Source organism: Candidatus Protochlamydia amoebophila UWE25 (assembly GCF_000011565.2).
Lineage (GTDB): Bacteria > Chlamydiota > Chlamydiia > Chlamydiales > Parachlamydiaceae > Protochlamydia > Protochlamydia amoebophila.
On sequence record NC_005861.2, the window covers coordinates 2,225,882 to 2,241,674 of the forward strand.

Annotated in this window: 14 protein-coding genes; 8 read left to right on the top strand and 6 right to left on the bottom strand. The window is 34.6% G+C overall.

From position 1 onward, the window contains the following. Position 1: 1 nt before the first annotated feature. The 4 genes from sdhA to PC_RS08850 form a co-directional block, all read right to left on the bottom strand. Positions 2 to 1,885: a succinate dehydrogenase flavoprotein subunit gene (sdhA, locus tag PC_RS08835; RefSeq protein WP_011176387.1), complete on the bottom strand. Its 1,884-nt coding sequence runs from the start codon at positions 1,883 to 1,885 to the stop codon at positions 2 to 4. Positions 1,886 to 1,899: 14 nt separating this feature from the next. Continuing rightward, positions 1,900 to 2,862, bottom strand: a complete 963-nt coding sequence (locus tag PC_RS08840) for a succinate dehydrogenase/fumarate reductase transmembrane subunit (RefSeq protein WP_011176388.1) — start codon at positions 2,860 to 2,862, stop codon at positions 1,900 to 1,902. A gap of 243 nt (positions 2,863 to 3,105) precedes the next feature. Further along, positions 3,106 to 3,903, bottom strand: a complete 798-nt coding sequence (locus PC_RS08845; RefSeq protein ID WP_011176389.1) for a TatD family hydrolase — start codon at positions 3,901 to 3,903, stop codon at positions 3,106 to 3,108. Further along, entirely contained in the window at positions 3,891 to 6,134 is a 2,244-nt protein-coding gene (locus PC_RS08850; RefSeq protein WP_011176390.1) for a protein-disulfide reductase DsbD family protein, read from the bottom strand. The genes PC_RS08845 and PC_RS08850 overlap by 13 nt, the downstream gene beginning before the upstream one ends. 390 nt (positions 6,135 to 6,524) lie before the next feature. On the opposite strand from PC_RS08850, the gene PC_RS08855 reads away from it, so the two are divergent. From PC_RS08855 to murI, 7 genes are all read left to right on the top strand, one after another. Beyond that, positions 6,525 to 7,277, top strand: coding sequence for a MotA/TolQ/ExbB proton channel family protein (locus PC_RS08855; protein WP_011176392.1), 753 nt, complete (start codon positions 6,525 to 6,527; stop codon positions 7,275 to 7,277). A gap of 14 nt (positions 7,278 to 7,291) precedes the next feature. Continuing rightward, positions 7,292 to 7,720, top strand: coding sequence for an ExbD/TolR family protein (locus PC_RS08860; RefSeq protein ID WP_011176393.1), 429 nt, complete (start codon positions 7,292 to 7,294; stop codon positions 7,718 to 7,720). Positions 7,721 to 7,735: 15 nt separating this feature from the next. Beyond that, complete coding sequence (locus tag PC_RS08865) at positions 7,736 to 8,797, top strand: energy transducer TonB (protein WP_044045244.1); 1,062 nt, start codon at positions 7,736 to 7,738, stop codon at positions 8,795 to 8,797. Between the two features lie 61 nt (positions 8,798 to 8,858). Next, entirely contained in the window at positions 8,859 to 10,268 is a 1,410-nt protein-coding gene (tolB, locus tag PC_RS08870; protein ID WP_011176395.1) for a Tol-Pal system protein TolB, read from the top strand. A 301-nt stretch (positions 10,269 to 10,569) separates the two neighbouring features. Then, positions 10,570 to 11,310, top strand: a complete 741-nt coding sequence (locus tag PC_RS08875; RefSeq protein ID WP_011176396.1) for an OmpA family protein — start codon at positions 10,570 to 10,572, stop codon at positions 11,308 to 11,310. Further along, on the top strand, positions 11,300 to 12,019 hold the full coding sequence (locus tag PC_RS11655) for a LysM peptidoglycan-binding domain-containing protein (protein ID WP_011176397.1): 720 nt from the start codon (positions 11,300 to 11,302) through the stop codon (positions 12,017 to 12,019). The genes PC_RS08875 and PC_RS11655 overlap by 11 nt, the downstream gene beginning before the upstream one ends. Positions 12,020 to 12,022: 3 nt before the next feature. Then, complete coding sequence (gene murI, locus PC_RS08885; RefSeq protein WP_044045248.1) at positions 12,023 to 12,844, top strand: glutamate racemase; 822 nt, start codon at positions 12,023 to 12,025, stop codon at positions 12,842 to 12,844. A 347-nt stretch (positions 12,845 to 13,191) separates the two neighbouring features. On the opposite strand, the gene PC_RS08890 is transcribed toward murI, so the two are convergent. Both PC_RS08890 and PC_RS08895 read right to left on the bottom strand, forming a co-directional pair. Next, positions 13,192 to 13,644 (bottom strand): hypothetical protein, encoded by a 453-nt coding sequence (locus PC_RS08890; RefSeq protein WP_044045249.1) that lies wholly within the window; start codon positions 13,642 to 13,644, stop codon positions 13,192 to 13,194. Between the two features lie 60 nt (positions 13,645 to 13,704). After that, the gene (locus tag PC_RS08895) at positions 13,705 to 14,394 is read right to left on the bottom strand and encodes a response regulator transcription factor (protein WP_011176400.1); all 690 of its coding nucleotides are present in this window, start codon (positions 14,392 to 14,394) and stop codon (positions 13,705 to 13,707) included. Between the two features lie 453 nt (positions 14,395 to 14,847). On the opposite strand from PC_RS08895, the gene PC_RS08900 reads away from it, so the two are divergent. Next, the gene (locus PC_RS08900; protein ID WP_011176401.1) at positions 14,848 to 15,780 is read left to right on the top strand and encodes a DMT family transporter; all 933 of its coding nucleotides are present in this window, start codon (positions 14,848 to 14,850) and stop codon (positions 15,778 to 15,780) included. Positions 15,781 to 15,793 lie beyond the last annotated feature (13 nt).

Genomic DNA, 15,793 nt, shown 5'->3' on the forward strand with positions numbered 1-15,793 from the left:
ATTAAATAGGTAAAATAAGATTGGCAGGGATATTTTCTAATTTGGGTTTAATTTTTTTAGCCTGTGTATAATCTCTTTGAATAGGTTGGAGATGGCGTAAATCTACTTCTGCATATTCAATGCGCGGTTCATCTACCTGATAAGTTGCTAAAGTTGTTTTTAACCACTCTTTATCATTTCGCTCTGGAAACTCTGGTTTATAGTGAGCTCCTCTAAATTCATTCCGTAAAAGAGCACCTTTAGTAATTACCATAGCAATCTCGAGCATAGGCCCAAACTGATTGGCGACAGCATATGTTTGATTAGCAAATTGCGTTCGATCATCTAGCGAAATGTGTTGATATCGCTCTCTCAGTTCCTTCAATTTATTAAGGGTTTTTAGTAGGTCGGCATTATTTCGTTTAACTGTTACATTTGTAAGCATCCAATCAGATAATTCGTCATGTAAACGATGAATATTTTCAATACCCTTCCTCGATAATAAATCTTTTTTTATGTCTTGTTCGGCATTTAAAGCTGATTCAAAAACTGAAGATGGAGTTTCTCGATAAGAATGGGTTAATTGATCTAAATATCTAGGTACTTCTTGCCCGGCAACAAGCCCACTGAAAATACAAGAGAGTAGCGCGTTGGCTCCTAATCGATTAGCTCCATGATATTGGTAATCTGATTCGCCAACATTAAAACATCCATGTAAATTAGTCATTTGTCTAAAACGATCAAACCGATCGTGATCATCCGCAGCTGGCCAATCAACCCACGCCCCCCCCATTGTATAATGCATAGCAGGGAAAATTCGCATAGGAACCTTTTTTGGATCATCACCAGTAAATTTTTGATAAATTTCCAAAATCGCTTTAAGCTTTTGTTTTTTCTCATCCGATAGATGGGATACGTCGAGATAAACCTGCATTTCCCCATTGATCCCTAATCCCATTTCGCAAATACGTAAAACTTCTCTTGCACCAATATCGCGGGGAACCAAATTTCCAAATGCTGGATATAACTCTTCAAGAAAATACCAAGGCTCTCCTGTTTTTCCACATGGAATTTCAGTTCCATCCGCTTTTTTTATCTGTTTAGAAGAATCTCCATAAACCCAAATGCGTCCTCCTTCCCCACGGGCAGATTCTGACATTAATCGGAGTTTATCATGCCCCGGAATAGCTGTTGGATGAATTTGGATAAATTCTCCATTCGCATAAATCATGCCTTGTTTAAATAAACGACCATTAGCAGCTCCAGTACAAAACGTGGAATTTGTCGATTTTTTAAAAATCATTCCAATTCCTCCCGTTGCTATCACAACAGCATCGGCTTTTAGCACATCTAACTTCATGTTAAAAAGATCCATCATGACAATACCTCTAGCGAGTCCTTGTTCATCTAAGATCAGACGCATAAATTCATGAGATTCAAATTTTTCAACTCTCCCCATCACTTCGTATTTTCTAACTTGCTCATCTAGAGCATAAAGCAGCTGCTGTCCAGTAGAAGCACCACAAAAAGCGGTTCGATTATAAAGCGTGCCTCCAAAGCGTCTAAAATCTAAATTTCCTTCCGAAGTTCGATTGAAAGGACACCCAAACCGTGCCATCATCTGAATAATTGCTGGAGCTGCTAAACACATTTCTAAAACAGGAGGTTGGTTAGCTAAAAAGTCACCTCCTTTAATCGTGTCATAGGCATGAATCAAAGGAGAATCATCTTCTCCTTTTAAATTCATCGCTGCGTTAATTCCTCCTTGAGCACATACAGAATGAGAGCGTTTCACTTTTGTGACTGAGACGATTTTGACATTGCAACCATTTTCTGCGAGTTTCATAGCCGTAGAAAGCCCTGATAATCCCCCTCCAACCACGATTACTTCTTTAGCTTTAGACATCTTACCAATTCCTATTAATGTGAGAGATTAAACCAATATGTGCCCCAAATCGCCGCAAACCCCAAAAAAGCAATCATGATCATCAGTAAAGTAGCCATTTTCCTCATAAAATTTTGAGATCTAGCAGTCAAAGAAATCCCCCAGGTGATCATAAATGTCCAAAGTCCATTAAAAGCGTGAAAACAAGCAGCAATCACAAGACCAGAATACAAAAAAATCATGATTGGTTTTTTGAAAGTATCTCTTACAATTAATAATTCAGCGATACCAAAAGTTTTTGATGCGGCCACTAACTGATTTGCGTTTATATGTAAACTTTCAAAAGCCTCTACCCAAGCTTTTTCTTCGCGATTTTTCTGAGCTGCAATTAATTGCTCAGGAGTTTCTTCCAAAGCAACTAAAGGACCTAAATGGGAGAAAATAGTTTGTTTTATCTCTTGAATTTGCGATTGAGAGTAGAGATCAAATCCTAGTCTTTTAGAAAGGGTGTACAAACCATTATCTTTTTCCAAGCGAACGAGATAATAATGTTGAGTGTCCAATTGAGCAGTTACTGGATATTCTAAAAAACGCATATGAATGACATGAGCCACAATTCCAAACAATAAAATCCACGAAGTAATTCTTTGCCATGTATAGGCATGATTGCGAAAATGCCCTGGAAGAGAAGGTTGCGATCCATCAGAAGGCTGAGTATTGTATTTTGCCTGAAATAAATAATGAATGCCCCAAAATCCATGAATTAAAAGTGGTAATCCTAATAAAATGATTTCAATCAAAGGTAAATAAGGTAATCCTTTTATCCAGTTGACTGCCGCTACAAAGCCACTTCCATCATCTCCAATAAAAAGCGCCGCTTGAGAATTAGTTAGTAAATGTTCGATCAAAAATAAAACTAACCAAAGACCTGTTAAAGAATGAGCTCTTCGCCAAATAAAAGCTTTAGGAATAGGAGGAGATTGATAAGTATAAGTCATGGGATACTCAAAAACGATTTCCAATGTTTTGAGTCTATATATACCTAGCTAGTGGATCCAATTCAATTTAAAATTGATCATATATAATGATATTTTCATTCATTATAAAATCAAAATAAATTTATTTATAAAAATAGGAAATAATTAATTTTTACAATCATTAAATGTCAAAAAATTTAAATATAATTTCAAAAATGGATCGTAAAAAAATATTTAACACTTTCAACAAATAAATTTATATCATTAAATTCGAAATAAATAACGTGCATTTTCAGAAGTCGCATGTGCCACTTCCTCTAGAGAAATACCTTTTAAAGATGCAATCAAACGAGCTGTCTCTATGATATAAGAAGGCTCATTGGGGTGGCCCCGATATTTTTGAGGGGCTAGATATGGCGTATCTGTTTCAATCAATAATTGGGACAGAGGAACTTCTTTTGCAACTTGCTGCAACTCAAAACTTTTTTTAAAAGTGACAATCCCACTTAGAGAGAGCATCCACCCTCTTTTAATGACCTCTTCAGCTTCTGCAATTGTTCCTGTGAAACAGTGTAAAACACCTGGAGCATGACGACAGTCAATTCGATATTCTGCGTCAATAATTTCAAAAAAATCTGCAAAAGCCTCTCGACAATGAATGACTACAGGTAATCGACATTCAAGAGCTAAATGCAAATAACGATGGAAGAAGTCTTTTTGAATCTCTTTTGAAGAGTAATCATAATAATAATCTAATCCTGTTTCTCCAATCGCTTTTAAATAACCTTTACGAGCATAATCTGCAATCGTTTCAAATGCTGCTTCACCTTCTTTTTGTACATTATTGGGAGGGGTTGCAGCCGTTTGGAAAATCCAAGGATATTTTTTGGAAAGTTCTATCCCTTTTTTTAACGACTCGGGATCAGTACAAATATTGACTATTTGATGAACGTGCTCTTTTTGCGCTCTTTCCAAAAGAACATCGATTTGTTCGTAAACAGGAGAACTTGTTAAATGGGCGTGAGAGTCAATAAATGAAAGAGAATAGCTCATTCTATCCATGCTACCTCTTTAGAATTCAAAACTGAATTAATGTGTTCTTTGACAATATCAGAAGTGAGTACTTGAGGTAAAATAGTAGGCTCTTGCTTCTGATCACTTCCATAAAAAACATAGAGGGGCACACTATTGCGTCCAAATTGGCTCAAAGCCTCAGTAATCACTGGATCATTCTTGGTCCAATCGGCTATCATTTTAACAACACCTTTTTCCGAAAGTTTTTTATCAACTTCTTTAGAACCTAAAACGATATGATTGGCCTGACAAATCAAACACCATTTAGCGGTAAAATCAATCAGAACAGGTCTTCCTTGTTTTCTTAATTCGGCAACTCGTTCCGGTGAAAATACCTCCCATCCAGCCCACTCTGCATTTCCAATCTGAGAAAAAGTTGAACTATCATTCCACGAATCTTTTGGTAAAATAATAGCTTCTATACCCATTAAGATGAAGAATAAGGCGGTGACATAAGCGATTATTCGCTTTTTTGAACTTATAAGAGGATGACTCCCTTTCCCATAAATCCAAGCTCCTATAGCAAAGCTCAAGAAACCAGCTATTAAGCAAATAAGAGAAAAAGTATTTGTCTGTGCACTAAATACCCACATTAACCATAAGACAGTGATTAGTAAAACAAATCCCATAAGTTCTTTAAAAGTTTCCATCCATGGACCAGGTTTGGGCATAAACCGCAAAAAAGCGGGAAAACTAGCAAGTAATAAATAAGGAAAGCACATTCCTAATCCAAGCAATGTAAAAATTAGTAATGATTGAAAAACAGGTAATGTGACAGCAAATCCCACAGCAGAGCCTAAAAAAGGCCCTGTGCAAGGTGTAGCAACAGCTGTTGCTAAAACTCCACTTAAGAAAGAACCCATGTAACCAGACCATTGAGTTGCTTTTTCAGCTTGCGTCTGCCCCGCCCAAGAAGCAAAAAACATTCCCCACTCAAAAAGTCCAAATAAACTCAATGCAAATATAAATAAAACAGAGGCTAAAATAACCACAAAAATAGGCTCTTGCAATTGAAATCCCCAACCCACAGCTTGACCATAAGCACGTAGAGTTAGCATTGCAGAAGCTAATAGCCAAAATGAGAGAATGACTCCTAAAGAAAACATTAAACCATGTTTGATCGTTAAAGAACGACTTTGACCGGCCATTTTAACAAAGCTCATCACTTTGAATGACATAACAGGTAAAACGCAAGGCATTAAATTTAGAATCATCCCCCCTAAAAAAGCAAATAAAAGAGCAAGAGCAATTCCTCCTTCAAACTCAAAAGATGATGCTTGGGTTTTTTGAGTTTCCATTTCAAGCGTGGAAGATCTTATCGAGTGAGTGTCCAAATGACTGATTAACTCTTTTTCGCCAACTTCGTGGATTGGTGTATCTATATCAAAAGCTTGGACACTTTCTTCATTCCCTTGCTGAGTATGCACCACCAAAACACCTTTTAAAGTCTGACTTTTAGCCCCAATCTCATCGCTTCCTTTTAAATTGACTAAAAATCGCTGATCTTGCTTAGAAGCAGCAGCAAGAACAGGATCAACTTTATAATCAATAACATCCTTTTCTTCAGGAAAAAAATAAACTCCAATAACGGGGTCAACATTTGGTATTTGATTCGCGTGAGGCATTTCAATTTGGACAATTCCTGATTTACGCACAGTTTTTACTTCTGCATGAAAACTGGGAATTTTCAAACGTGCTTGGGAAAAAAGAGTAGCCGTTTCAGTTTTTAATTTTGGCGCATCATTTTGAGTGACAACTTGAAGAGCTGTCGTTGTTGATCCTGGCTGACACGTAAGATCTGAACAAACAAGCCATTTGAGTTTAGCATTCAATTGGAAAGTTTGTCCAATAGAGAGATTAGCAGGAGGGGTAATTAAACTTAGTAGGACAACTTCTCCTTCATATCCAAATCCCACCATATCAGCCACCTTAAATTTTCCAGGAAAAGGCCATTGTAAAGGCCCCACTTCAAACCCGAGAGGTAATGTCCACTCAACTTTTAATGGTATTCCCGCATCCCCCGGATTTTTCCAGTACACGTGCCAATCATCTTCGATTTTAAGATGAAGGGCAACCCAAAAAGGATGGCCTGGCTGAATTGTCTCTTCTTCTTGAATTAACTGAACTTGTACATGGGCAGAACCTTCGAATGTGGCAAAAGACGGTAGGGGGGAAGCAAACCCAATTAATAATAAAAAGAAACGAATATAATTGTTCATTCAAACATCTCCTGGCTTTATACGGCTTATTGAAGCCTTTCAAATGAAGGGGGATGAAATTTCACTTTGCGTGAGTTTTGTTTATTCTTTGAAAGTCAAAACTTTGATCAGTATCAAAAAATCTTCTGAAGGAAAATTGGCAAGCCCATTTTCACAAGTTGATCTTTTTAAAACAAAAACAAAAAACTGAATTTTCGCGAAAATAATTCAAAGTTCGAATCTAAGGTGAAGTCATCAAAAAATTCCTATTTAAATCTAGTTTTTATTTTTACAAAACTTGACAAATAGGGTATAATCACCTATTTGATATTAATCACATTGGATAATTAGTATAATAAATTTGAAAATTTATATTCAAGTAAATTATTATAAATAATAAAGGTATTGTAAATGTATGTAAATGTTAATATATTAGCTAATAATCCTTTTTTTGAAGCTTATTCTCAATCCGATGTATTAGGTAAACTAATTTTTTTAGCTTTATATATTCTTTCTATTTGTAGCTGGATTGTTTTAATTCATAAATTATGGTTGACTTCTCAAGCCAAAAAATATGCCTTCCGATTTCATGAAGCTTTTCAATTACAAAAAGCGAATCCCCTTAGCCTCGACTATGATACAATAAATAACAAAACACACCTTAATCCTTTTTTAGACCTCTATAAAGTTTTAAAACGACAAACTTTAGATGTATTGGCTAAAAATCGCCATTTTCATACTCAACTATCTAACACTCCGCAATCACCCACATTTCTTTCGTTAAGTGATATAGACTACGTTGCCTCTCATTTATCCACTCAAGTTGCTTCTCAAATAAAATATTTAGAAAAAAATCTTTACGTTCTTTCCACAACTGTCAGTTTGGCACCATTTCTAGGGTTATTGGGAACTGTTTGGGGGATTTTGACAACATTTGCGGAATTACAATCTCATCAATCAGGCGGAAGTACTCATCAAATGGTACTCAGTGGACTATCCCTTGCTTTGGCTACCACAGTTCTGGGGCTTCTTGACGCGATTCCCGCTTTAATTGGATATAATTATTTAAAAAATGAAATTCGTGATTTTTCGATGGATATGGAAGGTTTTTCAAACGACATTTTAGCTGCTGTTGAATTACAATATCGCAAAGTAGAAGCTTAGAAAAGGTGAGCACAATGATTAGAAACCGTTTCTCTTTTTCTCACTCTTCAATTCCCGATGAACCTGCCGTGAATTTGACACCTTTAATTGACGTTGTGTTTGTTATTTTGATTATGTTTATTGTAATTGCCCCCTTATTAGAACAAGATCATGTTGAACTTGCTGATGCGCCAAAGTTTAATTTAAATAATCATCAGTCTGTTCAAGAAAATAGTCCGATTACTATTCATGTAAGATCTGATAACACAATTTGGTTAAATCAAGAACTTATACTTCCTCATCTATTAGCCGAAAAGCTTAAACAAATTAAATTGAAACATCCCAAAATTACGCCTCAAATTTTTCATGATAAAAAAGCCTGTTTCGGGACATACCAACTAGTCAAGAATGCTGCAGAAGAAGCAGGATTTTCAAAAGTAGACATTATTTTAAAACCTGCTTAAAGCAACCCATTGCTTATGCACAATGATCCAACTTCTCTCTTTTTTCAAACATATACCCAGCAAAAAGCTTGGTGGTTGATTGCTATTGCGGTCATATTTTTTCATTTACTGATTTTATTAGTTAATTCTACATGGTCAATTTCACCAGAAAAACAACAAACGACGAAATTAGTAGTCTCGACACTTATCTTGCAACCTTCCGCTCCTCCCTCTTCTATAAAAACTTTGCTTACACAAGAGATTGATAAGAGTTTAGTCTCATCCACTTCGTTACCTTTAACACCAGAAAATCCCTTACCTGCTAAGACAAAACCACAAGACTCTTCTAAATCACATAAAGTGACTGAAAAAAAATCTGAACTTAAGTTAGAATCTAAACCCTCTCCAAAAACTGAACCAAAAAAAAATACAGCCTCTTCACCAAAAATAAAAAAAACTGACCCCCCACAAAAAACCACTGAACAAAAACAAGCAGAGAAGAAAAAAGTAAAAGCGACTCCAGCATCAACATTTGAGAAAGAAAAACAAAAAAAAGAGGCTGTTAAAAAAGAAAATATTGCTAAGGAAACTCTTGCCAAAGATGCTGACAAGCGACTTAAGCAAGAATTAGCAGCCTCGCAAGAGGCTGCTCTAAAAAAAGAGCAACAGCTCTTAGCTAAAGCTAAAGAAAATCTAGCCAAAATAGGAGAGGCAAAACAAAAATCCAATTCTACCACGCTAACTAAAATTGGAGAATCCCCTATTCTAAAACAGATTCAAAATCTACAAATTGACACTTTACCTCAAGGAAATAGTGTTCAAGGAGAGTTAAATGGAAGGGATAGCAGTTATCGAGAAGAAATTGCTCAACGATTAAAACTTTTTCTAAAATTACCCGATTACGGATCTGTACAAGTTAAATTGACAATCGACCGAACAGGCAAAATTGCTCAAATTAGCATTGTAAAAAGTGAAAGTTCAAAAAATCAGCAGTACATAGAAAAAAACCTTCCCACGATTTATTTTCCAGCTTTCGGAACTCGATTTGAAGGACTTTCACAATACACTTTTTTAGTTACGTTAAATAACGATTATTAACCTGGATTACAAGTTTATTCACTAAAAAATCTATTAGATTATTAAAAACCCAAGAAATTTTATGTATGCATTTTTTTTTAAAACATCTAACCATTGGATACAATTTCTCATCTGCTTTTGTTTATCTTTAGCCCCCTTTTTTGCTCATTCGATAGACGAAGACCCTATTGTTGTTCGCCTCTCGACAGATTCTTCTCTTGTTCCTCTTTATTTAGCTCCTTTCACTATAGAACAGACAAATTTTTCTCCATCCTATCTTAAACAATTGGAAGATATCTTAACATTTGATCTTAATCACAATGGATCTACTTATTTATCAAAAAGAAATGCCTCCAATGACCAGTTAGCCAATGCAGGTGAGCTAGAAGATTTAGGTATTGCTCAAACTTGGCAAGCACAAAATATTTTTTATGTGATCAAAGGTATTATCAAAGAAAACTTTCTTCAGGTATTTATATTAAATACGAATACACAAAATCTTAAAAAATGTGATCCCGTTATGCTAACCGGTGATTTATCCCAAGATCGCCGATTAATTCATCGTATTGCAGACACTATTCATAAAGCCTTATTTGGAGTGGAGGGAGTTGCCTCTACTAAAATTTTGTACACAGTTAAAACTCCTCTTGTCGATAATAAACAAAAACTTTCTTCCGAAGTTTGGGAAGCTGATTACGATGGAGAAAATGCACGACAAATTACCCAAGAAAAATCTTTTTGTGTGAATCCTACTTACATTCCACCAAAAAAAGGTTTTTTATCAGGCAATTTTCTTTATGTTTCTTATCAAGCCGGACAATCAAAAATTTATATTGCGAATTTAAAAGATGGCAAAGGACAGCGTTTATTGAAGCTTAAAGGTAATCAACTGATGCCTACACTTTCTCAACAACGAGATAAAATAGCCTTTATTAGCGACGCAACTGGCAATCCCGATTTATTTTTGCAACTTTTCAATCCTGAAACAGGTGTTGTTGGAAAACCGCAGCAAATTTTCTCTGCTAAATTAGCTACCCAAAGTACTCCTTCATTTAATCCTGATGGAACCAAAGTAGCTTTTGTATCTGATAAAGATGGTTCTCCAAAAATTTACGTCATTGCCATTCCAGAACCTGGAACAAGTTTAAAAAATATAAAGGCAACTCTAATTACTAAGCGCAATCGAGAAAGTTCTGCTCCTGCATGGTCACCAGACGGAACAAAAATTGCTTATTGCTCCCGAACTGATGGGATTAGGCAAATTTGGATTTACGATTTTACAACCAACCAGGAAAAACAATTAACGCAAGGACCTATTAACAAGGAAAATCCTTCGTGGGCTCCCAATAGCCTTCATCTTGTTTATAATTCAGCTGATACAAATGATAGCCAGCTCTATTTGATTAATTTGAATCAAACGGAGGCAACTCGCATAACTTCAGGAAAAGGAGAAAAACGTTATCCCAATTGGGAGTTACGTTTTGATCGCTAATCGCTTGTTTATCATCTAATTAGATAAGAGATTGAGAATGCTAGTGTTTTTTTTTGCTAATTTGACATGATTTTTGTTAAACTATGTTCGACTTTTTTCGAGATTTCATTAATTTGCTAAAATGTTTTTTTTGAAGCTTTTATGATCAATTTTTTTTTAACGTTATATTTTATTTTTTCTCAAAAATTTAATTACAAATTCATTCAAAATTTTTTTTGCAAATAGAGTAAATTTCAAAAAGAAACCGTTTTTTCACTTACAAAACTTCAATGAGCTCTCTCTAATTTCCGGAGAAAATCTTATGAGAATATATTCTTTTTATTTAGTAGCCTTATTAGGGTCTGCCTGTCTACTTCAAAGTTGCGCAAGAAATGGTAGCGATGTTTGGGAAGATACAAAATCCGCTGGCCGGCACATGAACCGTGGTGTAAGGGCTCTTGGCGGCAAACATGGCGACTCTCGCCAAGTTCATTCAAAAAACGATTTTGAATGCGTAGATGATGAGTATAGCCATCAAGAAGGAGGTTTTCAAGACTGTGATTATTCTCGCGCAGACTTCATTCCCTTACAAGATCAAGCCAACAATGAGTTTGCAATGGCAGATATCCTTGCTCGCCAACCTCGAGAAACGCCTGGTGAAATAGGTAGTTCCATTCCGAGTATTGAATCTTTTCAAGATCCTTGCATGATTCCCCAACTCGCAGCCATTTTTAAAACGATTTACTTCGATTATGATAGCAGTATGATTAAAGGTCAGGCAAATTTACAAACAATTCATCAAATTGCTGATTTCATGCGTCGCCATCCAAATGTTTATATTTTTATTGAAGGGCATACCGATGAAAGAGGACCTCAAGCTTATAACTTGGCTCTAGGTTCCCGTCGTAGCAATGCCGTTCGTAACCTTTTGATTAGTGAAGATGTTAATCCAGATAATCTCTTTACCATTTCTTATGGGAAAGAACGACCCGTCGTCTTAGAAAAACATGAAGAAGGCTGGTCTAGAAACCGTCGCGTAGAGTTCAAGATTTATGAACGTTAAATTTTCTTTCCTTATGGGAACACTAATCATGTTCCCACTTTTAAATTGCATGAGTGCAACTTATCCAAATTACTCGGCACATTCTAACTTGCCTAATCAACAATCTACTCGTCCAGTTCTTGATAATAATACAATCCGATTTAAGAATAGTTTAGCCGATCTTAAACACGAATTAAGTAATCATGAAGCAGAGATACGCATTTTTGAAAACAAATTGCATAATCAAGAAAGTTCACTTGATCAAATTCGTCAACAAATTGTAGATGATTTAGAGGGGCAAAGAGAATATACACGAGCGATGAGTATTAATTTAGAAGGGAAAATTGATACTCTTGATAAAGCTGTCAACGGTTTGATGAATGATCTTAGACAATTAAAAAATCATGCCAATGATTCGGTAAATGTTTTAGCTCAATATAAGCAAAAATTGGTTGATGTTGAGAAAATTCTTGAAGCACAGGATCAGCATATTAGCAGCCTGGAGGCAGCTTTGCATTCTCTCATAGATGTCTGGCAGGCAAGAGAAACAGCAACACAAGAAATTGCAAACAAACAAGCGATAAATTCATCTAAAACATACAAGGTCCAACCCGGAGATAGTTTAGAAAAAATTGCAAAGGCTAATAAAACGACTGTCAAAATTTTGAGAGAATGTAATCAGTTAACTTCTGATCTTATTGTGGTCGGACAAGTACTTAAACTTCCTTAATCTATGGCATTCAATCACCTTGCTTCTTCTCATGCTATTGGTTTATTTGACTCAGGGATAGGGGGGTTAACAGTCATGCGAGAAATGATTCGTTTGCTGCCCCAAGAGAACCTCTTGTATCTTGGGGATACAGCAAGAGTACCCTATGGAAATAAGAGCGCAGCAACAATTATTCGCTATAGCATTGAAAATGCTATTTTTCTACTTGAAAAGCAAATTAAAGTATTGGTGGTTGCTTGTAATACAGCCTCAGCTTTAGCGCTTCCAAAATTAAAACAGCTCTTTCACCTCCCAATCATAGGCGTCATTGAACCTGGGGCTAAATTAGCAGCTGCAACAACGCGTAACAAACGTATAGCCGTTTTAGGAACTAAAGGAACCATTGAATCTGGTGCTTACCAGTCTGCAATTCATCAACTAATTCCTGATGCGATTATCTTTCCAATTGCATGTCCTCTATTGGTTTCTCTCGTTGAAGAAGGTTTTCTCTATCATTCTGCTTCAAAACTCATTATCCAAGAATATTTAAAAAATTTAGAGAAGGCAGATGTCGATACTATTTTGCTTGGTTGCACCCATTATCCTTTACTTAAACCCCTCATTGAAGAAATAATGGGCTCATCTGTTACAATTATAGATTCAGCCTTGACCTGTGCCCAAACCGTCAAAAAACTTTTAGAAAGTCATCAACTTGTCAATTCGAATCAACACGCAATTCACCAATATTTCGTCACAGATGATCCAGAGAAATTTCGCCAACTTGGTGAATATTTGTTTCAATCTCCTCTTCCTTTAGTAGAATTGCACAAAATAATTCATTCGTAATCTATTTGAGTTCAGTCAATTAAAAACCAACTTGTCGCATTTTGTTAGAAAAATTTAATTGTATATTCCCTGCGAAAATAATAACATTTGTTATTTCTTTGGTTACTTTAAATAAATCAAATTCAACATTAAATATTTATATACAATAAAATACATTCTTCAAATAAATAGTTTACAAACAGTTAATTATATAAAATTACAGTTTAACCTTGTGGCAACGATGAGCTATGGTAAGCAGCTTAGGTTTTGTCAATTAAATTAACTCTCACCTAATGGCTTTTTTAAACCTAAATTTTGAGTTTAACAAGATTTTTTCTGGGAAAGCAAAGGCATTCAGACTGAAAAAGTTATGTTTTTTGTTTCTTCTTAGAAACGAAAAAAGAAAAAATGATAAAGATGAAACAAAAAATTACCGTCCAAAAAGGAAAGACTTTCTGAGAAATGATTTCTGCATTTTCTAAAATATAAAATTGCCTTAATTTTTTCCCTTCCTCTTGCGCTTGTAACTTTAATATCCCTTGAACTGTCACCATTTGATTAGTAGAAATTTTATCAATTCCTTTCAAAAAAATTTGTTGTGCTACTTGATGAGAATTGCCAATACAACAACTTTTTAAATTAGGTTGAGAAGCTAGTATAAAGGTATTCCAAGGAGATTGATAAATAAAGCCTTTGATTTGAACGGATTGTTCAGGCACGAAAAAATAATTTTCGCTTTGTAATTCTTCAAAAGTTATTTGTGAGGAAGTTGTAAAGGATAAAAAAAAGAAGCTAAAAATAATAAGTTTTAGAACCCACATTCTCATACCCGAGAAAAACTGAATTAATCCTGCAAAGGATTAATTCAGTTTTAATTTATCTTATTCATCGTCTTTAAAACGATAACCTACCCCTCTGACAGTTTCAATACCATCAAAATTAGGACCTAATTTTTTTCTCAAAGAGGCAATATGCACATCAATGTTACGATCGATGATAAAGGCTTCGTCATTTTGTACATCGTCTAATAATTGATTTCTAGTCAATACCTTTCCACGATTAAGAAGTAAGCGTCTCAAAATTCCAAATTCAGAAAGGGTTAAAGCAATAGATTTATCTTTCTTTCTCAACAAATACCGATCGACTTCCATGGTGTATTCGCCAAAAACTAATGTTTTTGCTTCCTTTTCTCCTTCTTTTCCACGTCTCATAACAGCTTTAATACGTGAAAATAAAACCTTTAGAGAAAATGGTTTAGCGACATAATCATCTGCACCTAGCTCAAGTCCTAAAACAACATCGAGCTCTTCGCTTTTTGCTGAAATTATAATAATAGGAATATTTTCTAAATCAGGATTACTTTTGATTTTACGGCATACATCTAGTCCGTTTAATCCAGGTAGCATAATATCAAGGATAATAACATCTGGTTTTTCTCTTTCTATAGCCAAAAAACCATTTAATCCATCCATTTCCAGATGGACTTTATATCCAGCCAATTCTGCCTGAAGTTTAATCAAAGAGGCTATATCCTCTTCATCTTCAATAAGCAATATTTTTGTTTTTTGCATTTTAATAGCTCCGCGTACTGAATTGGTATTTTATAATTTAAATTTTTCTAATATTCAAGTTTTTTTATTATAATTATTTTTATTTTCATTTGATAACTACAGCTAACATTTAAAATACACCTATTGTTTATTATAACAAAAATTTAAATCATATAAATGTGTTATTACATTAATATAAAATAAAATTTAGTTTTAATTAACAATTTTTAAAACTTTTATTTATTAAATAGTTTGTTTTCAAGGATTTATAAAATGATAATTTTATTAGAAAACTAGCCCTTTTAACTTTATTTTTTTTTTGATGAAGGATATACTGAGTATAAATTTTTCGAAATTAACCTCATTAAAGAAAATTTTTATCCAAAAAAACTTTAAAGCAAAGGATCAGGCAAGAAAAACAACCTTGCAACCTCTGCCGTTTATATTAATAAATGAAATGAATTAATAGGTTTTATGTTCTACGTCATTCTTTTGTATGCTTTATTTGCAAGTGTTTTCACGATTGCTAAAACAGGATTGGAATATTCTCAACCTTTTTTCTTGGTAGGAACCCGAATGTTATTAGCTGGATGCCTTTTATTAGGGTATCAAAAAATTGTGAATAAGGAACACTTCTCATTTGATAAGCAAACTTGGTGGCGTATTGTACAACTTGCGGCTTTTAACATTTATTTAACAAATGTTTTTGAGTTCTGGGGATTAAAATATCTCACATCATTCAAGACATGTTTCATTTATAGTTTATCTCCATTTTTATCAGCTTTGTTTTGCTACACTCTTTTCTCAGAAAAATTAACAACAAAAAAATGGATGGGATTATTAATTGGATTTATGGGTTTTCTGCCTATTTTAATGAATCAAACATCTTCGGAAGAAGCAACCGGCCATCTGTTATTTTTCTCTTGGGCAGAATTATCTGTCATGATGGCTGCTATCTGCAGTGTTTATGGATGGATTGTTCTGATGCAATTAGTTAAAGAAAATAATCTTTCTCCTATAACCGCTAATGGAACAAGTATGTTTATAGGGGGCGCATTTGCTCTTTGTCATTCATTACTGGTTGAAAATTGGTCACCTATTCCCGTTACAAACATACCCATTTATTTAGAATGTACTTTCCTACTCATTTTGATTTCCAATCTTATCTGTTATAATCTTTATGGAACTTTATTGAAGAAATACTCAGCAACTTTTATTTCTTTTGCTGGTTTCACAACTCCTCTCTTTACAGCACTATTTGGATGGGTTTTCTTAGGAGAGGTAGTGACTTGGCCATTTTATATTTCATTTGGAATAGTTTTTTTAGGGCTAGTTTTATTTGATAAAGAAGAATTGCAACAAAGCTATCGAGGAAAATTGCTTTCTCAGCCTCAATTGTCCGAATAATAAAAATTTTCAA